This is a genomic window from Cognataquiflexum aquatile, from assembly GCF_003316845.1.
Classification (GTDB): domain Bacteria; phylum Bacteroidota; class Bacteroidia; order Cytophagales; family Cyclobacteriaceae; genus Cognataquiflexum; species Cognataquiflexum aquatile.
Map to the genome: position 1 here is coordinate 228,649 of NZ_QMIK01000007.1, position 20,238 is coordinate 248,886.

A 20,238-nucleotide genomic window follows, 5' to 3' on the forward strand; every position below is an offset into this window, starting at 1 on the left:
CAAAAAAATAATCACAGTCCAATATCAAGGGAATGCGATTTACTGCAAAATTTAATTAGAAATACCATTGACAAGCGCATGCATATCTACAAGACTAAAGATCCGCTCTTTGCTTGTTTCGCTAAAATCCAGAAGATCGGGCAAAGGAAGATTGCCGTTGTTACCGATAGTCGGCCATTTGGGAGGAGATGACAGCCAATTTCCTTGTTCATCTTTCATATGTCCCCTGTCAGAAATAAAGGAGTGGATAAAATCTTCAGATGCGATTGATTTGAAACCGGGAAGATCTTTGTCCTCTTGAATATGTTCAGTATGAAAAGTAGCTTCCAAGTAATTTTTTAGAGAAGACGGAAACTCTAGGGTGGAATCAAAATCATAAATCAACTGCAATTCGGGTTTGGTGGCGAGCAAAATCACATGGTAATCCCACCATACCAATTCATCACCATTGGGGGATTTTTGAAACCGGAAAGAGCAATTTCTGTTGCTGTTGGAGATGATAAGCACCTTCTTGGTGAAGCCCTCGAGTTCGGGATTTTGGCATAAATGCCAGATGTTTTCCTCACAAAAATTTTCTGAGTACTTTAATTCTTTGATTTTCATTTGCTGCCACAAAAGTAGCACACTTCTGCGGGCTTAAGTCAGTTATCCTGATTATGTTTTCATTATGCCTCTTCTCAAGTTATCTCAAATCCAGCCCGATCAGATTCTCGGAGAGTACAAGGTCTTCCTTGGTCCGCTCTTTGCAGATTTCTATCAACTGAAAAATATCCGAATCCAGGTAATCTGTCTTTTTGATCTGAATGTCGTTTTCATCTTTGAAGGAAAACCGCAACCCGCCCGAGGTACCGTGGTCAATTTTGGTCAATCCTGAGATGTTGCGGTGGGAATTGATGACTCCCCGAAATTTCAATTGGTAACCATCCAATACCAAGGTAATGGGATTGAGGTTTTTGACCAAAAGGAATAAAAAACACTCATACAGCACGATCAACCAAAAGAGGACCAAAGACCATTTTGGTATGGGAACTCCAATAAAAAACAATATTGTACCGCCGACTGCAAGAGTCAATGTCCATTTTTTGAAACTCTTTTTTTGCCTTCTCAAAAATAATTCCCCTCCAACACCCCTAGTTACCAATTTGTAATGTTCTCTTCCATAAAAAACAAACATCAAAATCAGGCAAAAAGACACAAGCCAATGATGGTGGCGGACACCAGACAGCAAAATCACGATGATGCTAAGGATCAAAAATGCTGTAACAATGATTTGTCTTTTTCTCATAACTCAAAATGTGCTGTGGTTTACAAATGAAAAAATCTTGGTCTTAAAGAAATTGTCATCCTTCAAATTAACTGAATCTAGGTAATATTTAAAATCTTATTTGAATGAAAATGCCGAAAAAGCAAAAAGAAGGAACACCTTGACATGTCCCTTCTTTCATTAATGGATTATGTTGCTTTATTTATTCCCACTCAATCGTAGCCGGCGGCTTGGAAGAAATGTCATAGACTACGCGGTTGACGCCTTTGACACGGTTGATAATTTCATTGGACATTTTCCCGAGAAACTCATAAGGCAAATGGATCCAATCTGCTGTCATGCCGTCCACAGAGCCTACAGCTCTCAGCGCCACGACCTTTTCATAGGTACGTTCATCTCCCATCACTCCTACAGATTGGATCGGGAGCAGGATCGCTCCGGCCTGCCAAACCTGATTGTACAATCCTGAATCTTTAAGTCCTTGGATAAAAATATAATCCACTTCCTGAAGGGTCTTGACTTTCTCCGCTGTAATATCACCCAAAATCCTGATGGCAAGTCCGGGTCCCGGAAAAGGATGTCTGCCTATGATGGTTTCAGGAATATCCAAAGCCCTGCCTACTTCCCGCACCTCATCTTTGAACAGAGTGTTTAATGGTTCCACTACCGAAAGCTTCATAAAGTCTGGCAAGCCACCCACATTGTGGTGGGATTTGATGGTGGCAGAGGGTCCTTTGACGGATACTGATTCGATCACATCAGGATAGATGGTACCTTGTCCAAGCCATTTGACACCCTCAATCTTGTGGGCTTCGTCATCAAAAACCTCAATAAATGCACGTCCAATTGCTTTTCTCTTGGCTTCAGGATCACTCAATCCCGCCAAGGCATCATAAAATCTTTGCTTGGCATCAACACCGATTACATTCAACCCAAGGGTTTTATAGGATTCCAGAACTTCTTCATATTCATTTTTACGGAGCAGTCCATTGTCCACAAAAACACAGTACAGGTTTTTGCCAATAGCACGATGGATCAATGTGGCAGCCACTGAGGAATCTACCCCACCGGAAAGGCCCATGACAACATTGTCGGATCCGATTTTGGCTTTCAGTTGAGCGATAGTCGTGTCAATAAAAGTATCAGAAGTCCAATCCTGCGCACATCCACAAATGTTGACCACAAAATTCCTGAGCAGATTTTTTCCCTCCAAGGAATGTGTTACCTCAGGATGGAATTGGATGCCGTAGGTTTCTTCCCCCTGAACTTTGAATGCAGCTACTTTCACAGAAGCGGTACTTGCGATGACATCAAATCCACTTGGAAGCGATTTGATGGTGTCACCGTGGGACATCCATACCTGCGAACCGTGGGTCATTTCCTTGAGAAGGCCATAATGAAGGTCAATGTCATCGAGATTGGCGCGGCCATATTCCCGTATTTCTGAAGGAAGGACTTCTCCTCCATATTTGTTTGCAAGGAGCTGGGCGCCGTAGCAAACTCCCAAAAGCGGCAGTTTACCGCGAAGTCTATCAAGGTCTAAATCAGGGGATCCGGCATCTCTGACTGAGCATGGGCTGCCGGAAAGGATTACTCCTTTGATGTCGGGGGTGATTTCAGGAATTTTATTGAAGGGGTGGATTTCGCAATATACATTGAGTTCCCTCACCCTGCGGGCGATGAGTTGTGTGTATTGGGAACCAAAGTCTAGGATGAGGATTTGTTCTGCCATGCGCAAAGGTACACAGGGGAGGGATATTGGAAAAAGGAAAGGGAAATATTTTCAGAAGATTATTTTGTAATTGAAAATTGAAAGATTGGAAAATAGTAGAGCTAATGGTTATTGGGTTATTTGGATATCCTGCTTCTCCAGAAGCAGGAAGAAGGATGATCTCATTAGGCAGATTAACCCTAATCTCCATCATTTCTAATCGAAAATGCTTTACCCGGATTTTGGATCAACATCAAATCCAACTCGGATTGGGTAAATCCCTTTTCCTTAAGCATAGGAATCAACTCATCGAACAAAGCCGTGAAGCCTTTAAAATCACCCCCATCAGGTTCGCCTGGGCTGTACCATCCCGCATCATGCGAAAGTAGCACATGGTCCAAAAGCCCATTTTCTTTACAATATACAATCCTCTCCAAATGGCCGGGAATATCCCAAGCGATGCCATCTAAGCTGATCCAAACTCCCTCTTCAGCGGCTTTCTTATAATTCTCAAAGTCTTTCTCTGCCTGTGCATGTACCCATACAAAATGGGAAAGGTCAATCTTTTCTTCTTTCAATACATCGATTTCGGCATTGGCTGTTTCCCAAGTTCCGGTATGGGATACGATAAAAAGCCCTGTTTCCCTGTGGGTAATGGCTGCTGCCCTGACCAGTTTTTTATCCATCTCTAAAAGCGGAGCACCGCTATTGACTGAGATTTTGATAAATCCCGGTTTAACGCCAGTGTCTTCTATTCCTTCCTGAAATTCTTTAACCCATCTTTTCGCTAATTGCTCAGCAGATTCGGTAAAGGCATGTGCCGGTAGGTATTTGCCTTCCACAGCACCATAGTAGCCGGTATTGGTAATAAACTGAATGCCTGTAGCTTCCGTAAGCTTTTGGAGTAAAACAGGATCTTTACCCAAATAAGATGGCGTACATTCAACCAAGGTTTTGACACCTCTTTCTTTTATTTCCTCCAAAAAAGGCAAAACCTTTTGCACCACGGAATCCTTGTCCCAACGGTGGTATCCCGTAGAATCTGCTCCGATAAAGTCCACCAAAATATGCTCATGAATCAAAGTAAGACCCATTTCGGAAGGTGAAATTTCTCCGTTGACGGTATAGATTTTACCCTCATCGGATCCCTGGGGGGAACATCCAAAAACGGAAACAAATAGGAAAAGCGGGATTAAAGCTCTCATGGATTTGAATTTTTTCCATAAGTTAAAAAAGATAGGCTAAGAATCCTCCAAATTGCTGTTTTCCCCTTCAAACAAAGTCTTCAATTCTACCGCGTGGATTTTCTCCACTTCTTCTAAATACCTTCCAAAAACCGCAGTGCTGCCATGGGTAAGGTAAACTTTCTCAGCCTCAGTGGCTTTGATCGCAGTGATCAATCCCTCCCAATCTGCATGGTCAGAAAGTACAAAGCCGATATCAGCTGCCCTCCGCCTTCGCGCCCCTCTGATATTCATCCAACCCGAGCAGATTCCTGTTTGGTAGGGAGAAAATTGCTTCATCCATGGAGAACCCATAGCCGAGGGCGGGGCAATAACCATGACTCCTTTGAACCTACTTTTGGGAATTTCGGCAGTGACTTTTGGGATGTCTGTGACTTTGACGCCGTTGGCGATCAGTGCCTGATTGGTATTCCAAATGGCCCCATGGGCAAAAACTTCACCAATTGACAAGTCAAGATGGTTGATGATTCTTTGGGCCTTTCCCAAAGAATATGCAAAAAGCACTGAATTCCTCCCATCAGCAGAATTTTGCCTCCACCAAGCATTGATATCGCTGAAGATTTCTTTTTGGGACTGCCACTTATAGATTGGCATGCCGAAGGTACATTCCGACACAAACTCATGACACCTGACCGGCTCAAAAACCTGGGAAAGACCATCATCTTCAGTCTTATAATCCCCGGAAATGACAACGGTTTTTCCTTTGTATTCCAGCCTGACTTGGGAAGAGCCTGGGATATGACCTGAAGGATGAAGAGACAGCATCACCCCATTGATGTCCAATGTTTCTCCATATTCGATGGTTTCCAAAGAAATCTCCTGACCGAGACGGAGTTTCATCACTTCACTGGAATGATGATGCGAAAGATAATGCTTCATTCCCCATCGGGCATGGTCAGAGTGGGCATGGGTGATGACTGCCTTGTCAACAGGTATCCAAGGATCAATAAAAATATCCGCTTGAGGACAATACAATCCTGATGGTGTCAATTCAAGCAGATTCATCCTTTTGTTTTTTTTAACTTAACCCCAAAAAATTTATCCTTTTGATTTCATCCCTCATCCTTATCCTAAATCTCCTCAAGTTCTTTTCCCGGCTTTGGATAACTCAATCTTGCGATTTTTTTTCCTACATGGTACTCATCCAAACCTGTAACCGTAACGGTCCCCAATACATTCAAATCCAGTGAACCGTCAGATCTCAGACCTTTTTCCTCCACCCAAACATGCTCAATAGCACCTATGAGAAGTTCTGTACCGTTGAATTGGAGTGTTTGGGTTTCTACCAACTTGCACCCTACTTTCACCGGACTTTTGGCTACAAATGGGGCAAAAAAATCTTCTAGGTATTCTTCTTTCAATCCTGTGGCTTCGAATTCTGAACCTGAATACCTTGCCGCCGATTGGTGGGCTTCCCGGTAGAAATCTTCTGTTACATGATTGAGGGTAAAATACCCTGTTTCAAGGATATTTTCGAGGGTATGCCTTTCGACTGAATGAGGTCTGAACAAAATCCCCACCAAAGGAGGGCTGGCTCCGATATGAAAAACCTGGGAAAAAGGAGAAAGATTGGTGACTCCATTCTGGCTTTTAGTACCAATGAGATTCAGGCTTTTGTACCCTGAGAGGCAATTGATAAAATCCCTTCTAAAAGACGATTCAGCCTCCAAAATGGAAGCCTTATCGAAATGCTTCATCATATCAAGATGGCTTCTTCTATTGAATTACAATATTTGATATCCAAAAGGTGGATAATATTATCCGGGTTATTTTTCATGATTTGGTCTTTGGCGATCATGACCATTTTTTCAAACCATTTTTCTTCCGGAAGGATTTTGCGGTGCTGGTCTACGCCGAGCTCAAGCATTTTATTTTTCCAGTGAAGGAAGTACCATTCCATACTAGGCTGGTGAAAAGCACGGAGAGATCTTTTATCAAAAATGAATTTTCTGAACTTTCCTTTTTCTATGATTCTGGTGATATGGATAAAGGTGGTTTTGAAATCATCAATGGGAATATAGTCTGTCAATAACTCACAGATGATCATTCCCTTTTCTTGATTGGCGTATACCTTGGCGTACTTTTCTTCAAAAATAAGCCCGAAGTTGTTGAGATCGATGGTATTGGCAGTGATATTCATGATGGTGTCAGGGATTATTTTTAGTGAAACGACCGGTTTTTCATGTTTTTACCATTTGTAACTTCTTCCTTGAAGCTACCAAGATTTTCTTCAAGACGGATGGCATATTCCAAAGTTGTCTTGATCAGTTCTTGCTGGGAATGAATCTGCTCTTTCAATCTGGAAAGCTCTCTGTTCATATCCCCCAATTTGCCTTCATACTCTTTCTTTAGCCTTTCCTTTTCCAGTCTGGCCTTTTCCAGTTCTTCCTTGAAAATCAAAAATGATTCTGGTGGAGTCCTCATAATATTTAATACTTTTTTAATCAGGGAGAATACCCAACTCTAATACAATAATCTTTTATAATTGTTTGAAATCTTTGAAATTACATTCCTTTGACCGAAGACATCCCTCCGTCAAGGTGCAAAACCTGACCGGTCATCCAAGCCGCGTCTTGGGAAAGTAAAAAAACCGCAGCACCGGCAATATCCTCGGGCTGACCATACCTGCCCAAAGGATGTCTTTTGTTTGAAGCTTCTTTCTTATCATCATTGCCCAATAGCGCCGATGCCAAAGGTGTGTCTGTCAGGGAGGGGGCCACCACATTTACCCTGATTTTATTGGTTGCCCATTCTGCTGCCAGAGATTTTGCCAAACCTTCGACTGCACCTTTGGCACTGGAAATGGAGGAATGGAATCCAAGGCCTACCTGCACTGCAACAGTACTGAAAAGGACTACAGAAGCTGATTCTGATTTTTTTAAGCCTTTCACACAAGCTTGCAATACTTTCACAGCACCCAAAACATTGACTTCATAATCTCTTTGAAAATCTTCAATAGAAAATCGGTGGAAAGGCTTCAGACTGATAGTGCCCGGACAATAGACAAGTCCATCAATCACTTCCGGAAGTCCGGCAATTGAATCAAATTTTTGGGTGACATCGAGGTGTGACTCCCCTTCTCCTGACCTGTGGTAAGGAAAAACATTCGCTCCCAAAACATTTAATTTTTCAATAATTGACCTGCCGATACCCGAGTTACCGCCTATGATGACAATGTTCTTATGGTTCATAATTCGTTTTATTATAAAATCGATTCGGAAAAAAATTGTTTTAAAACTTCAGGATATAAAAAAAACCGGGATGGATATCCCGGTTTGATTTGGTTCAGTTTCCAATTTAAATTATTTCATACTGATATATTTCATGAATTCATTTCTTGAATGTTCATCTTTCTCAAATTTTCCACTGTAAAACGAGGTCACTGTGGCGCTGTTCACATCCTGAATTCCTCTACTGGAAACACACATGTGATGAGCATCTATGATGATGGCTACGTCGTCTGTTCCGAGCATTTCTTTCAACTCATTGCCGATCTGCATCGTCAACCTTTCCTGCACCTGAGGTCTTTTGGCAAAGTACTGTACTATTCTGTTGATCTTGGAAAGTCCGATTACAGTACCGTTTGAGATATAGGCAACGTGTGCCTTTCCGATAATCGGGACGAAATGGTGCTCACAGTTGGAATGGAAGGTAATGTCCTTCTCCACCAACATTTCATTGTACTTGTATTTGTTTTCAAAAAGCTTTACAACCGGCTTGTTTTTGGGATCAAGACCACTGAAAATTTCTTTGATATACATTTTGGCCACTCTTTTTGGGGTTCCTTTAAGACTGTCATCAGTCAGGTCAAGTCCCAAAACATGCATAATTTCTCTGAAATGCTTTTCAATAAGCTCCATTTTGAGCTCATCATCCATCTCGAAAGCATCTTCTCTCAGTGGAGTATCGTGGGAAGTCCCGATATGTTCATCCCCCATTTCGTCATAAGATTGAGAAAAATTAATTCCCATCGTATTCAACAAAGTTTCTTTCTGTTTCATATAGCCGAATCGTTAAGTCGTATTTTGTGTCGATTTTTTTCCTTAAAATATTCCAAATAACCACAGCGATATTTTCCGCTGATGGGTTGAGATTTTTGAATTCATCTGTATCCAAGTTTAAATTTTTATGATCAAATTTATCCAGTACCTGTAATTTGATTAAATCACTTAATATTTTCATGTCATACACATAACCTGTTCCGGGATCGATAGGTCCCAAAAGCTTTACGATCAACTCGTAATTGTGACCGTGAAAATTGGGGTTGTTGCACTTTCCAAAAACACGCTCGTTTTCTTCTGTTGACCAATCAGGGTTGTGTAACCTGTGTGCTGCGTTGAAATGCTCTTTTCTATATACTGCTACTTTCATTATTTATCAAACAGGAGTTTATTAATTTTTGTTTAAAGAATTCAAACAAAAATTAAACAAAAATTTCAAACGATTGATTATCAGACAGGAATATCTGTAATTTTTACGAATATTTTCCCATGAATAATAAATCATGCTTTCTAACATTTATAGGGATGAAAACAGTTCCATAAATCAATTGCTGTTTTAGTTAAAATTAAGGATTAAAAAATATATCAGATAAATGGAATTTTATGGCACTTGGTTTGCGTTTATGGCGTTAGATATTTTCATTTGTAATTCCCATACTATCAAACAAATACAATGCGGAAACTCACCCTCGTTCTCATTCTATTGCTAGGCAGCTCCATTTCCACTTATTTCTTTGTCAACAGTTCACCCTCCTCTATCCTCAAAGAACTTTCTTTCGAAAATAGTTTTATTGAGCTTGTCAGTTCAAATTCTGCCAATTTGGAATTCAAAATCCCAGAACGTGAAATTTTGTCATACGGCATCAAAGGATATTTGAAGATGCAGGAAGAAGGCAAGATAACAGATGGAAAGCCACTCACGGTAATTGATTTTTCTTTGCCTTCCTCCGAAAAAAGAATGTGGATCATCGATATGAAAGATGGTCTAATCCTCCACTACGGCCATGTTTCGCACGGAAGAAATTCAGGTGACCTGATGGCAAAGCAGTTTTCAAATGTGAGTTCTTCCTACATGAGCAGTCTCGGTTTCTTCTTAACCGGAGAAACATACCAAGGCAAGCATGGATATTCTTTGAGGCTTGACGGTCTCGAAAAAGGGTTCAATGACAAAGCGAGAGAACGTGCCATTGTCATTCACGGTGCTGATTATGCTCATGAAAACTTTATCAGACAAACCGGTAGATTAGGCAGAAGCTTGGGTTGTCCGGCTCTTCCCAATGAAATCGCCGATGAGGTGATCGATATGATCAAGGAACGATCACTCTTATTTATTTACGGCAAAGACAAAGAATATTTGGACAAATCGGCTTTCTTAAATACCTGATTTTTTGATCCGATTTTCTTTGAGGGCGGTATAAATTTCTCCATCCCTATCATAAATATCATTCCTGAAATAAATGTTTCCTCTGGAATCTGACCAATACGTCAGGTAAATGATGGCGACTGGAATCTTCCTGTTGAGATTGACTGTCTGTTCTTTTGTCTGATGCATGGCAGAATTGATTTTTTCATCCGTCCATGCAGGATCATGTGACAACAAGATTTTCGCAAAATCAAATGGCCTTTGAATCCGGATACAGCCATGGCTCAATGCCCTATCCTCCCTTTCAAACAAACTTCTGGAAGGGGTATCATGGATATAGACGCTGTTTTTGTTTGGAAACATAAACTTTACAAGACCGAGTGAATTGTTTTCACCAGGCTCTTGTCGGACTGTGTATGGAAATGATTTGGCACTGACCCTATTCCAGTCAATAGAAGCAGGATCAATGGTCCCCCCTGATGAATTCAACAGCTTCATGTTGTTTCTAGATAGGTACCGGGGATCTTTTTTGATCTTGGGGACGATCTCATTTCGGGTTATGGAGGTAGGAACTGTCCAAGTCGGGCTAAAAACGATGTAAGACATCAGGGCACTGAACTGTGGTGTAGAATGGTAGCTTTTGCCTACAATCACTTTTGAAGTCAGTACTGTGTCCAATTTTTGAATAAAATCAAGTTGAAAATTTGCTGTGTTGACCAAAATCAATTCAATATCCTTGATTGTATCGGGAAGCCACCGCAATCGCTCAAGATTGACTGAAGCCGTGGCAATCATGTCATTTGGTTTTTGGTTGAGTGCCTGAATTGTTCCTTGCCCGATAACTCCGTCAGGTTCCATGCCAAATCGCTTTTGGATCATTTTAATTCCATCCATCATCAGGCTGTCATAAACCTTATCGTCTACCGGCTGATATGGCTTTAAAAAGCCCCAAAAATAAAGTCTTTCCCTGATTTCAGCCAATTGATTATGGCCATCACCCGGTTTGAGAGATTTGTCTATTTTCAGATTTTTCCAAGTAGCAATAGGCTCCTTTTCGAATCGTTTTTGTTCTTCAAATAGCTGCCTTAGCCCATCCCTCATTTTCTTATAAATGCTAAAGGCAGGGTAATAACCCTCAATACTTGATCTAAGGCTTCCGGATTGGATAGCAGCCCCAAGCTGACGGTCAATCATCAGCTCAGGTACATTCCGTCGGATACTCCATGTGGTTTTTAAGCTCTCGGGGTCCACTTTTCCTAAAAAAAGATGGGAAGATAACATAATGTAGGCATCCGTCAGCAACACCTCGACCGCAGCGAGTTCCATGGATTTCAATTGCTCACCTGATTTTTTTGCAGCCTCAAAGCGGTCAAAATAAGCATTGATGGCCTGAAAATGATAATCATCAGGATTAAGTCCATCAAACTTTGACTGCGCAATTTCATAGCGCATTTCATAGGCAATTTCAGGAAGGATATGGTTTTTGACCCAGGCCGGTTCAAAATTCCTTTCTCCATAAAACTTGTGGATCACGACCGAACTGAAAAGCTCATTTTCACCGATCTTTGGTCTTTCATCCGGACTGTTGCTTTCTAGGTATTGCCTGATAAAAGAATCAATTCCGTTTTCGACCGGGGCTTGCTGCGCAAAAAGAGAGACATGCAAAATGCATGTAAAAAAACCCAATAAAAACCTTCTCATTTGTTTTTGATTTATCGTTTAGGGAAAATTAAGCTTCTATTTGACTGAAAAATCCTGATACTTCTGACCAAGTTCCCAAGTCTCTTTCAACATGGTCAGGAAATCTTTCATCCTGTTCAAAGGGATGAGGTTTGGTCCGTCGCTGAGTGCTTTGGCCGGCTCAGGATGCGTCTCTATAAAAAAACCATCAACTCCTGCCGCAGCCGCTGCCCTCGCCAAAAACGGGGCAAATTCCCTCTGTCCGCCACTTGTGCCTCCCATTCCTCCAGGCTGCTGAACGCTATGTGTAATGTCAAAAACCACAGGAGCAAATTGCCTCATTATCGGCAGTGCCCTCATATCTACCACAAGATTATGGTAACCAAGAGTAAATCCGCGCTCTGTAAGACATACATTCTCATTGCCTGTTGACCGCACCTTGGTGACAGCATATTGCATGTCCTCAGGCGCCATAAACTGGCCTCTCTTGATTTTTACCGCTTTGCCAGTCTGACCGGCTGCAAGCAATAAATCTGTCTGTCTGCAAAGAAATGCAGGAATTTGAAGCACATCCACCACTTCTGCCACTTCTGCAGCCTGATAACTTTCATGAATGTCTGTGACCAAAGGAACGTTAAGTGCTTTTCCGACTCTCTGAAGAACTTCCAATGACTTGTCCATTCCGATACTACGGAATGAAGATGAAGATGTCCTGTTTGCCTTATCAAAGGAAGCTTTGAAAACGTAGGAAAAACCGAGTTTGTCGGCATATTCTTTTACAGAACTTCCTATCTCCATACAGATATCGAAGCTTTCGACAGCGCATGGACCTGCAAACAAAACAGGTTTGCCGGTTCCCAAGACGATGTCTTCGGTAATCCTCATTGGTTGGGTAAATTTCTCCATATTATGGTTTGAGATATTTGTCTATGATGTCGGACAACTGTCCTTTTGATTGTAAAATTAAGTCGGACACTTCCCGGAAAACGCCTTGGCCGCCATTGAGGCTGGATACAAAATCAACATGGGCACTTATATAGGGCAATGCGTCTGCGGGGCACGCCGAGAATCCAACCTTCCTAATCAGAGGCAGGTCAATCAGGTCGTCTCCGATGTAGGCCACCTCTTCGACCATAAGGTCCAATACTTCTAAGATCTCTTCCAATTTTTGCGCTTTGTCACGCACACCATGGTAATGGAAGTCAAAGTTAAGTTCCTCGCACCTGTTTTCTACCACTTTGGAATTCCTTCCGGTAATAGCACCGACGAGGATTCCACTTTTACGGAGATGCGAGACGATAAACCCATCCTTGACATTGAAGCGTTTGTATTCCACGCCGTTGTCATCATAAATGATCCCTCCATCTGTCAAAACGCCATCCACATCAGTGATGAGCAATTTTATTTTTTCTGCTTTACGGGTGATTTCTTCCGTAATTCCTGAAAGGTATTTCTGCATTTTATTTCTTTTTCTTCCACTGAATGGAGTAAAGGTCAAGTCTTCTTTGGTCAAGGTTTCTCACGCTTCCTGCTTTCCTTTGCTTGGTCAATAGATCCAGGTCAACATCTGCTACAATGGTTGTTTCGGCATTTTCAGAAGCTTGCGCAACCGTAGCATCGTGGGGAAAAGAGAAATCCGAAGGTGAATAAATCGCCGCTTGGGAATATTGAATATCCATATTTTCCACCCTTGGCAGGTTTCCGACAGATCCCGTAATCGCTACATAACATTCATTTTCGACTGCTCTTGCTTTGGCGCAGGTATTTACCCTGAGGTAGGCATTTTTTGTATCTGTCCAAAACGGGACAAACAAAATGTCCATTTCCTGTTCGGCCAAAATCCTTCCCAACTCAGGAAACTCCACATCATAACAGATCAAAATCCCTATTTTCCCGGCATCTGTATCAAATACTTTGATCCCATTTCCACCCTGTAAACCCCAGTAGGCTTGTTCGTCAGGTGTGATGTGTAGCTTATATTGCTTGTCGGTTGTGCCGTCTCTCCTGCAGAGGTAACTCACATTTCTGAGTTTCTTGCCGTCATACTCAGGCATGCTTCCCGCGATGATGTTCACATTGTAGGAAAGGGCCAAGTCCCTCATTCTGCTGATGATTTCGTCAGTATAGTCAGCTACATTACGGATCGCCTCAGAGGCGTCCATATCATTAAATTCGGCCAATAAGGGCGCATTGAAAAATTCGGGAAACAGGCAAAAATCTGACTTGTAGCCGGAGATGGTATCCACAAAGAATTCAACTTGCTGCATCAGGTCATCGACGTTGTTGAAGCGACGCATTTTCCATTGGACCAATCCTAGGCGTACAATTGATTTTTTGTTTCCTATCAGTTTTTCATCCTTCTCATAATAAATATTGATCCATTCCAAAAGCGTGGCATAGGCTCTTGAATCGGTATCTTCGGGAAGGTATTTGGTGATTACTTTTCGGACGTGAAATTCATTGGCCAACTGAAAGGAAAGTACGGGATCAAAGATTTCTTTGCTTTTGACCAAGTCAATATATTTCCTTGGTGTCATCTGATCGGCATATTTGGAGTATCCGGGGATTCTTCCTCCCGCAATGATAGATCTCAGGTTCAGGTTTTCGCAAAGCTCTTTTCTCGCATCATAAAGCCTCCTCCCCAATCGCATCCCACGGTATTCCTGATGGACAAACACGTCAGTTCCATATAGGGTATCCCCGTCATTGTCATGTGTGTCAAACTTACCAAAACCGGTAATTTGGTCGTAGGTATGGTTGTCACCGAATTTGGTATAATCCACTACAAGACTCAGGGCTGCCGCCACTACTTTGCCATTGTCTTCGATACAGATCTGACCTTCAGGAAATGCTCGGATCTGGTTTTTCAATTCTTGTCTTGACCATGCACCTCCTTGGTCCTTGTAGATGGTAACCATGATTTCACGGATATCATCATAATCAGAAAGTTTGATATTCCGGAGTTTGAGTCGGTGCTCTAATTCTTCCTTTTGCTTACTCATGGTTCAAAATTAACCAAAATAAAGCCAATCTTTAAAAAAATATGCATTCGATGCTGATTAAAATCAACAAATGAGAGTAGTTTAGTTTTCCATTCCAAAATCAATTTATTGGGGTTGAAAATATTTTTTTGAGAAACAACCTACAATATTGAAAAAAAGCATTTTTGTCAAGATAAAAAAATACTGTAAATCAGGCAGATATCTTGGTAGACTCTGCTGAAAAAACATTGAATTATTAATTCTTTTTGTATTTATTTACACCTGCGAAGTGTGTGTTTGTCCCGCACCCAGACCCCAATTAGTTCCCTTTTCAATAGTATGAAAAAAATATTCTTTACACTTTTTGTCACCCTGATATCCTTTGCTGCGCATTCACAAAGCTTCTATAGGTACAGGTTTGATGCGCCTTGGTCGGTGGCTGTGTCGGCAGGACCCACCCAATATTTTGGAGAGTTATATTCTCTTTGGAAATACAGCGAGGGTATTCAGCCGGATTGGAATGCTAATTTTGCTGTAAGGCGAACCCTTGGTACATTCATCAGGGCAAGGGCTGAATTTACCTATTACCAGATTTCCGGATCGGACATTCCTGCAGATCCAAGGAGTTACCGGAATCCAAGGAATCTAAGTTTCAGGGCTAGAAACTGGGAAGCAAGTTTGGTGGGGGAATTCCACCTTAAGCCTGTCAATGTATACAACATCACCAGAAGCTTTATCAATTTTTACACCTTTGCGGGTGTTGGTGTATCAAGCAATGATCCAACAGCGGAATTAAACGGCACTTGGGTAGATCTCCGTCCTCTTCAGTTGGAAAATAACCCCTACGACAAATACATTTTTGTTCTTCCTACGGGAATAGGCATGAAATATAAATTGAATGTCTGGACAGATCTGACAGTGGAGATGAATTACAGATGGACCTTTACGGATTATTTGGATGACATCAGTGCATATAACATCAAGGATTTTTACCAAGACCTCATTACTGATTATGGGGTGAACGGTGACGGACCGAGGCCCGACAGACTTCGCTTAGCGGTTAGGAATCCTGATTTTTATAAAGAAAATGGTGAACCCGACGTCCAAAAAATCATTGATAACGGTGGTAGAATCCGAAGAGGTTCAGGATTGGATGAGCGCTTTGATGGTTTCTTGACGTTGAATGTGGGCTTGGAGATTTACCTTGCACCTGATATATGGGACAACTGGATTTTCAGAAACAGGGTCAATGAAAAGAGCTTCAGGTTCTGGTAATGAAAAGATTTGAGATTTTTTTAAATGGTTATCCACTTCTTTGCCCATAAACCAATATTCTAATACAAACAGGACCGAAGACCGATGTATCGGCCATTCAGTCTCCTGCCAAGATGTGTATTGAATTATCATTTTATTGGCATCATGGAGTATTTCCATAATTTTTTAAGGGATAATAGTAATCTTTTTAAATCTGGACCTCGAGATTAAGTTCATCTTCAAGTTTGGGTGTTTGCTTTGAGCGATTTCATTTTGATTTATCGATCAAAGCAAATAAGGGAATGTCAGCCTATTCCCGTGATTTTTCCTATTTTTGCAAGCAATTCTCAAAAAGCAACGCAATTATTCCATAATGGCTGATTACAATTTTCAGGAAATAGAAAAAAAGTGGCAAACCTACTGGGAGCAAAACCAGATTTTCAATGCCCAAGTTGATCCGACAAAACCGAAGTTTTATTCCTTGGATATGTTCCCCTATCCTTCCGGGGCGGGCTTGCATGTCGGTCATCCACTTGGATACATCGCCTCTGATATCATTACGAGATTCAAGAGATTACAGGGATACAATGTCCTTCATCCGATGGGATATGATTCATTTGGTCTTCCTGCGGAGCAATATGCCATTCAAACCGGACAACATCCCGCCATTACCACCGAGCAAAATATCCGCCGTTATACAGAACAGCTGAAAAATATCGGTTTTGCATTTGATTGGGACAAAGAAGTCAGGACTTCTGACCCGAGCTATTACAAGTGGACGCAGTGGATTTTTATGCAGCTGTTCAACAGCTATTATGATAAGGTTGATAACAAAGCCCTGAACATTGCTTCATTGGTAGAAAAGTTTTCTGTGGAAGGAAACGCCAATGTCCATGCGGTTTGCGATGAAGATACACCCGAGTTTTCTGCTTCTGATTGGAACAATTTCAATGAAAAAGAACAACAGGAAATCCTGTTAAAATACCGCTTGACTTTTCTCGCGGAGACCTCCGTCAACTGGTGCGCAGCCTTGGGTACAGTCCTTTCCAATGACGAAGTCAAAGACGGTTTCTCCGAAAGAGGAGGCCATCCTGTCGAGCGCAAAAAAATGATGCAGTGGAGCATGCGGATTACAGCCTATGCAGACAGATTGCTTCAAGGATTGGAAACAGTAGAATGGTCCGAACCCATCAAGGAAATGCAGCGAAACTGGATTGGAAAATCCATCGGTGCAGAGATGGTTTTTCAGGTCAAAGGACAGGATAAACTGATCAAAGTATTTACTACGAGGATAGACACCATCTATGGTGTAACATATTTGGCATTGGCTCCTGAGCATGATTATGTCGGCGAACTGATCACCGAGGACCAAAGGAATACCGCCGAAGCCTACATCGAGACTGCAAAAAACCGCTCCGAAAGAGACAGGATGTCAGATGTCAAAACCATCTCCGGGGCATTTACCGGATCTTATGCCATCAATCCTTTCAACGGAGAAGAAATCCAAATCTGGGTTGCCGATTATGTTTTGGCAGGATATGGCACCGGGGCAGTCATGGCTGTGCCTTCCCATGATGAGCGGGATTACAACTTTGCAAAACACTTTGGATTAGAGATCAGGCAAGTAATTGCCGGAAGTATGGAAAACGGTTCATTTCCCGGAAAAGGTGGAACCATCATCAACTCAGGATTCATCTCCAATATGGAAATGAAGGAGGCGATGAACAAGGCCATCGAATTCCTGGAAGAAAAGAAAATCGGAAACGGCAAAATCCAATATAGGATGCGTGATGCCATCTTTACGCGTCAGCGCTATTGGGGTGAACCACTACCTGTTTATTTCAAAGATGGTCTGCCTTACCTGATGGATGAAAAAGACCTGCCTTTGGTTTTGCCTGAGGTGGATAAATATTTGCCTACTGAAGATGGCGAACCACCACTTGGCAGGGCAAAAGACTGGACATACAAAACTGCTGAGGGAGAATTTCCATTGGAAATGAGCACTATGCCAGGATGGGCGGGTTCAAGCTGGTATTTTTTCAGGTATATGGACCCGGGAAATACCGGGGAATTTGTATCCAAAGAAAAAGAACAGTATTGGGGTTCGGTGGATTTGTATATCGGTGGTGCAGAACACGCAACAGGCCACCTGTTATATTCTAGATTTTGGACCAAATTCCTATACGATATCGGTGCAGTAAGCATCGAAGAGCCATTCCAAAAGATGATCAATCAGGGAATGATTCAGGGAAGATCCAACTTTGTGTATAGGGTAAAAGGAACAAACACCTTTGTAAGCCATGGTTTCAAAGATCAATATGATACTTCTGCCATGCATGTCGATGTAAATATTGTAAACAATGACCAACTGAACATTGAGAAATTCAAAGCATGGAGGCCTGACCTGAAGGACGCTGAATTTGTATTGGAAGACGGGAAATATATCTGCGGTGCAGAGGTGGAGAAAATGTCCAAGTCCAAATACAACGTGGTCAATCCTGACGACATCATCGAAAGATATGGTGCTGACACCTTGAGATTGTATGAAATGTTCCTTGGACCTTTGGAGCAATTCAAACCCTGGAATACCAATGGCATTGACGGCGTATCCAAATTCCTGAAAAAGCTTTGGAGGTTGTACCACGATACCAACGGGGAATTCAGCGTTTCCGAAGAAAAGGCCGGCAAAGAAGAACTCAAAACCCTTCACAAAACCATCAAAAAGACACAGGAGGATCTGGAGAATTATTCCTTCAATACTTCAGTGGCGTCATTTATGATTTGTGTAAATGAACTCTCTGCCTTGAAATGCAATAAAAGAGAAATCCTTGAGCCTTTGGCAGTAATAGTTTCTCCTTATGCGCCGCATATTGCAGAGGAACTTTGGACACTGTTGGGCCATTCCGAATCGATCATATTTGCTTCTTTCCCTGAATTCAAAGAAGAATTCTTGGTGGAAAACAGCCACGAATATCCTGTTTCCATCAATGGAAAAATGCGGGCAAAGCTCATGCTTCCACTTTCTTTGACCAAAGAAGAAATCGAAGAGGCGGCTTTGAAAGACGAAACAGTGCTGAAATGGACCGAAGGCAACGCCCCTAAAAAAGTGATTGTCGTGCCGGGTAAAATTGTGAATATTGTGATTTGAGAAAATTGAAAAATTGGAAGATTGGAAAGTTTCAAAGAAATCGAAGAAAATAACCAAGATAACCACATACCGGATTTCCAATATCTAAAAACCAAATAACTCAATAACCATTAACTATTTCCCCATGAACCGGTTCTTCGTCTCATTTGCTGCCATCGCTTCCTCCGGAATATTCGCTTATTCCTATTGGAGGGAATGGATAGGTTACAAGATGCTTGGCGAAGATTTGGTACTGCAACCGGTAGAAAAAGCGGAAGTTCCTTATTTCCATGCTTCGGAGGAAATGTATCTCAAAGTCCTGTTTGTATTTGGAATGGTTTTCGGCTTGATATTCATTGCTTCCATTCTGTTGACATACAAGCAAAAATGGGGATGGGTTTTTGGATGTTTCGTCCTCAGCATGCTCAGCATATTGGCCGTCATGATCAATGGCGCCATCAAGTAAGTTAAAATTGAAATTAAATCCTTTATCATGGAAATAGTAAAAAACGCAGTGGTAGGGCTGACCTACGAACTTAAAGTCAGCAAAGAAGAAGACGAAATAGAGTCAGTTCCATTCAGTGTGGAAGTCAGAGACAATGAAGATCCTTTTTACTTCATCTTTGGGTTTAGTGGATTACCGGAAAAATTTGAAGAACTGTTGGCCGGAAAAAGCCAAGGTGAAAGTTTCAACTTTACCATCTCTGCCCAAGATGCTTACGGTGAACCTGATGATGAAATGATCATGGCATTGCCCAAAGACCAGTTTTCAGCCGCGGCAGGATTCGAGCCGGAGATGTTGGAAGAAGGAAATTTTCTTCCCCTTGTGGATGAAAACGGCTATCCCATGCAGGCAAAAGTATTGAAGGATCTTGGGTCAGAAATTTTATTGGACTTCAACCATCCTTTGGTAGGTTTTGACCTCCATTTTGATGGGGAAGTATTTGAGGTGAGGGAAGCAACTCCTGAAGAACTTGACCACGGTCATGTCCACGGAGACCACGGACATCAGCATTGAGTTATGTTAAAAATGGATCATTACCAAAGTTTAAAACTTTGGTAATGATTATTTTCTTAATCAATCTGTTGATTATTATTCAGGATAATTTAAGAAAAATCACTTATTTTAAACTCAAAACTGTTCTTCTATGAAATCGTACCAATTCACTGCACAAATTGAAAAAGACAAAGAATCCGACCTTTATATAGGGATAGTTCCAAATCTCCCGGGAGCCCATACTCAGGCAAAAACTCTCGATGAACTGCAGGTCAATCTAAAAGAAGTTATTGAATTGTGTTTGGAAGAAATGAGTACCGAGGAAATTGAAAGCCTTCCAGAATTTATAGGTGTTCAGCATTTTTCAGTTTCTGTATGAGTAAACTTCCCATAATTGATTCTTTGACCTTCGAGAAACTCCTTATTTCATTGGGATTTCAAATTGTAAGACAAAAAGGAAGTCACGTTTTCTACCGCCATCCTGATGGAAGATATACTACGATACCACATCATAAGGGAGTTGACGTTTCAAGACCACTAATTCGTAGCATCCTAAAGCAAATTAATCTTAGCCCTGAAGATTTTATAAAAATATTAAAAGACAAGAAATTATAGG

The 20,238-nt window shown here is 41.6% G+C and carries 22 protein-coding genes; 7 read left to right on the forward strand and 15 right to left on the reverse strand.

The features are described from left to right. Window positions 1-51: 51 nt before the first annotated feature. The 11 genes from DQW11_RS19380 to DQW11_RS19430 all read right to left on the reverse strand — a co-directional run bounded on the left by DQW11_RS19380 (window position 52) and on the right by DQW11_RS19430 (window position 8,590). Window positions 52-603, reverse strand: a complete 552-nt coding sequence (locus tag DQW11_RS19380; RefSeq protein WP_113925760.1) for a protein N-terminal glutamine amidohydrolase — start codon at window positions 601-603, stop codon at window positions 52-54. 79 nt (window positions 604-682) lie between these two features. Further along, entirely contained in the window at window positions 683-1,285 is a 603-nt protein-coding gene (locus DQW11_RS19385) for a hypothetical protein (protein WP_113925761.1), read from the reverse strand. Between the two features lie 181 nt (window positions 1,286-1,466). Beyond that, window positions 1,467-2,996, reverse strand: coding sequence for a glutamine-hydrolyzing GMP synthase (gene guaA / locus DQW11_RS19390; RefSeq protein ID WP_113925762.1), 1,530 nt, complete (start codon window positions 2,994-2,996; stop codon window positions 1,467-1,469). 179 nt (window positions 2,997-3,175) lie between these two features. Next, a complete protein-coding gene (locus DQW11_RS19395) occupies window positions 3,176-4,180 on the reverse strand; it encodes a phosphotriesterase family protein (protein ID WP_113925763.1) in 1,005 nt (334 codons plus the stop codon). A gap of 36 nt (window positions 4,181-4,216) precedes the next feature. Next, window positions 4,217-5,224 carry a ligase-associated DNA damage response exonuclease gene (locus tag DQW11_RS19400; RefSeq protein ID WP_113925764.1) on the reverse strand — a complete coding sequence of 336 codons (1,008 nt, stop codon included), beginning with the start codon at window positions 5,222-5,224 and terminating at the stop codon, window positions 4,217-4,219. A gap of 65 nt (window positions 5,225-5,289) precedes the next feature. Further along, the gene (locus tag DQW11_RS19405; RefSeq protein ID WP_113925765.1) at window positions 5,290-5,919 is read right to left on the reverse strand and encodes a flavin reductase family protein; all 630 of its coding nucleotides are present in this window, start codon (window positions 5,917-5,919) and stop codon (window positions 5,290-5,292) included. After that, complete coding sequence (locus DQW11_RS19410; protein ID WP_113925766.1) at window positions 5,916-6,359, reverse strand: hypothetical protein; 444 nt, start codon at window positions 6,357-6,359, stop codon at window positions 5,916-5,918. Before DQW11_RS19410 ends, DQW11_RS19405 begins: the two co-directional genes overlap by 4 nt. A 20-nt stretch (window positions 6,360-6,379) precedes the next feature. Further along, a complete protein-coding gene (locus DQW11_RS19415; protein WP_113925767.1) occupies window positions 6,380-6,643 on the reverse strand; it encodes a hypothetical protein in 264 nt (87 codons plus the stop codon). 80 nt (window positions 6,644-6,723) lie between these two features. After that, window positions 6,724-7,410: an SDR family NAD(P)-dependent oxidoreductase gene (locus tag DQW11_RS19420; RefSeq protein WP_113925768.1), complete on the reverse strand. Its 687-nt coding sequence runs from the start codon at window positions 7,408-7,410 to the stop codon at window positions 6,724-6,726. Window positions 7,411-7,521: 111 nt separating this feature from the next. Further along, entirely contained in the window at window positions 7,522-8,220 is a 699-nt protein-coding gene (gene folE / locus DQW11_RS19425; protein ID WP_113925769.1) for a GTP cyclohydrolase I FolE, read from the reverse strand. After that, complete coding sequence (locus tag DQW11_RS19430; RefSeq protein WP_113925770.1) at window positions 8,180-8,590, reverse strand: 6-pyruvoyl trahydropterin synthase family protein; 411 nt, start codon at window positions 8,588-8,590, stop codon at window positions 8,180-8,182. The genes folE and DQW11_RS19430 overlap by 41 nt, the downstream gene beginning before the upstream one ends. A 303-nt stretch (window positions 8,591-8,893) precedes the next feature. Between DQW11_RS19430 and DQW11_RS19435 the strand changes: the two genes are divergently transcribed. Next, window positions 8,894-9,604 carry a murein L,D-transpeptidase catalytic domain family protein gene (locus tag DQW11_RS19435; protein WP_113925771.1) on the forward strand — a complete coding sequence of 237 codons (711 nt, stop codon included), beginning with the start codon at window positions 8,894-8,896 and terminating at the stop codon, window positions 9,602-9,604. Here the strand turns inward: DQW11_RS19435 and DQW11_RS19440 are convergent. The 4 genes from DQW11_RS19440 to DQW11_RS19455 are packed head-to-tail and all read right to left on the reverse strand — an operon-like array spanning window position 9,593 to window position 14,265. Beyond that, entirely contained in the window at window positions 9,593-11,284 is a 1,692-nt protein-coding gene (locus tag DQW11_RS19440; RefSeq protein ID WP_113925772.1) for a L,D-transpeptidase family protein, read from the reverse strand. The two genes, DQW11_RS19435 and DQW11_RS19440, sit on opposite strands and share 12 nt — an antisense overlap. Before the next feature lie 36 nt (window positions 11,285-11,320). Further along, on the reverse strand, window positions 11,321-12,169 hold the full coding sequence (gene kdsA / locus DQW11_RS19445) for a 3-deoxy-8-phosphooctulonate synthase (protein ID WP_113925773.1): 849 nt from the start codon (window positions 12,167-12,169) through the stop codon (window positions 11,321-11,323). Between the two features lies 1 nt (window position 12,170). Next, entirely contained in the window at window positions 12,171-12,722 is a 552-nt protein-coding gene (locus DQW11_RS19450; protein ID WP_113925774.1) for a KdsC family phosphatase, read from the reverse strand. Window position 12,723: 1 nt separating this feature from the next. Beyond that, window positions 12,724-14,265, reverse strand: a complete 1,542-nt coding sequence (locus tag DQW11_RS19455; RefSeq protein WP_113925775.1) for a bifunctional GNAT family N-acetyltransferase/carbon-nitrogen hydrolase family protein — start codon at window positions 14,263-14,265, stop codon at window positions 12,724-12,726. Between the two features lie 318 nt (window positions 14,266-14,583). Here DQW11_RS19455 and DQW11_RS19460 point away from each other — a divergent pair, with 318 nt between their 5' ends. From DQW11_RS19460 to DQW11_RS22670, 6 genes are all read left to right on the forward strand, one after another. Beyond that, window positions 14,584-15,519 (forward strand): DUF6089 family protein, encoded by a 936-nt coding sequence (locus DQW11_RS19460; protein WP_113925776.1) that lies wholly within the window; start codon window positions 14,584-14,586, stop codon window positions 15,517-15,519. A 352-nt stretch (window positions 15,520-15,871) separates the two neighbouring features. Next, window positions 15,872-18,646 (forward strand): leucine--tRNA ligase, encoded by a 2,775-nt coding sequence (leuS, locus tag DQW11_RS19465; protein WP_113925777.1) that lies wholly within the window; start codon window positions 15,872-15,874, stop codon window positions 18,644-18,646. A gap of 124 nt (window positions 18,647-18,770) precedes the next feature. Then, window positions 18,771-19,091 (forward strand): hypothetical protein, encoded by a 321-nt coding sequence (locus tag DQW11_RS19470; RefSeq protein WP_113925778.1) that lies wholly within the window; start codon window positions 18,771-18,773, stop codon window positions 19,089-19,091. A 27-nt stretch (window positions 19,092-19,118) separates the two neighbouring features. Next, the gene (locus tag DQW11_RS19475) at window positions 19,119-19,643 is read left to right on the forward strand and encodes an FKBP-type peptidyl-prolyl cis-trans isomerase (RefSeq protein ID WP_113925779.1); all 525 of its coding nucleotides are present in this window, start codon (window positions 19,119-19,121) and stop codon (window positions 19,641-19,643) included. Window positions 19,644-19,773: 130 nt separating this feature from the next. Next, a complete protein-coding gene (locus DQW11_RS19480) occupies window positions 19,774-20,001 on the forward strand; it encodes a type II toxin-antitoxin system HicB family antitoxin (protein WP_113925780.1) in 228 nt (75 codons plus the stop codon). Then, window positions 19,998-20,237: a type II toxin-antitoxin system HicA family toxin gene (locus tag DQW11_RS22670; protein WP_113925781.1), complete on the forward strand. Its 240-nt coding sequence runs from the start codon at window positions 19,998-20,000 to the stop codon at window positions 20,235-20,237. The genes DQW11_RS19480 and DQW11_RS22670 overlap by 4 nt, the downstream gene beginning before the upstream one ends. Window position 20,238: the final 1 nt, after the last annotated feature.

Coding starts and splice junctions, on each gene's coding strand:
- DQW11_RS19380 (WP_113925760.1), bottom strand. CDS start 603: ATGAAAATCAAAGAATTAAAGTACTCAGAAAATTTTTGTGAGGAAAAC.
- DQW11_RS19385 (WP_113925761.1), bottom strand. CDS start 1,285: ATGAGAAAAAGACAAATCATTGTTACAGCATTTTTGATCCTTAGCATC.
- guaA (WP_113925762.1), bottom strand. CDS start 2,996: ATGGCAGAACAAATCCTCATCCTAGACTTTGGTTCCCAATACACACAA.
- DQW11_RS19395 (WP_113925763.1), bottom strand. CDS start 4,180: ATGAGAGCTTTAATCCCGCTTTTCCTATTTGTTTCCGTTTTTGGATGT.
- DQW11_RS19400 (WP_113925764.1), bottom strand. CDS start 5,224: ATGAATCTGCTTGAATTGACACCATCAGGATTGTATTGTCCTCAAGCG.
- DQW11_RS19405 (WP_113925765.1), bottom strand. CDS start 5,919: ATGATGAAGCATTTCGATAAGGCTTCCATTTTGGAGGCTGAATCGTCT.
- DQW11_RS19410 (WP_113925766.1), bottom strand. CDS start 6,359: ATGAATATCACTGCCAATACCATCGATCTCAACAACTTCGGGCTTATT.
- DQW11_RS19415 (WP_113925767.1), bottom strand. CDS start 6,643: ATGAGGACTCCACCAGAATCATTTTTGATTTTCAAGGAAGAACTGGAA.
- DQW11_RS19420 (WP_113925768.1), bottom strand. CDS start 7,410: ATGAACCATAAGAACATTGTCATCATAGGCGGTAACTCGGGTATCGGC.
- folE (WP_113925769.1), bottom strand. CDS start 8,220: ATGAAACAGAAAGAAACTTTGTTGAATACGATGGGAATTAATTTTTCT.
- DQW11_RS19430 (WP_113925770.1), bottom strand. CDS start 8,590: ATGAAAGTAGCAGTATATAGAAAAGAGCATTTCAACGCAGCACACAGG.
- DQW11_RS19435 (WP_113925771.1), top strand. CDS start 8,894: ATGCGGAAACTCACCCTCGTTCTCATTCTATTGCTAGGCAGCTCCATT.
- DQW11_RS19440 (WP_113925772.1), bottom strand. CDS start 11,284: ATGAGAAGGTTTTTATTGGGTTTTTTTACATGCATTTTGCATGTCTCT.
- kdsA (WP_113925773.1), bottom strand. CDS start 12,169: ATGGAGAAATTTACCCAACCAATGAGGATTACCGAAGACATCGTCTTG.
- DQW11_RS19450 (WP_113925774.1), bottom strand. CDS start 12,722: ATGCAGAAATACCTTTCAGGAATTACGGAAGAAATCACCCGTAAAGCA.
- DQW11_RS19455 (WP_113925775.1), bottom strand. CDS start 14,265: ATGAGTAAGCAAAAGGAAGAATTAGAGCACCGACTCAAACTCCGGAAT.
- DQW11_RS19460 (WP_113925776.1), top strand. CDS start 14,584: ATGAAAAAAATATTCTTTACACTTTTTGTCACCCTGATATCCTTTGCT.
- leuS (WP_113925777.1), top strand. CDS start 15,872: ATGGCTGATTACAATTTTCAGGAAATAGAAAAAAAGTGGCAAACCTAC.
- DQW11_RS19470 (WP_113925778.1), top strand. CDS start 18,771: ATGAACCGGTTCTTCGTCTCATTTGCTGCCATCGCTTCCTCCGGAATA.
- DQW11_RS19475 (WP_113925779.1), top strand. CDS start 19,119: ATGGAAATAGTAAAAAACGCAGTGGTAGGGCTGACCTACGAACTTAAA.
- DQW11_RS19480 (WP_113925780.1), top strand. CDS start 19,774: ATGAAATCGTACCAATTCACTGCACAAATTGAAAAAGACAAAGAATCC.
- DQW11_RS22670 (WP_113925781.1), top strand. CDS start 19,998: ATGAGTAAACTTCCCATAATTGATTCTTTGACCTTCGAGAAACTCCTT.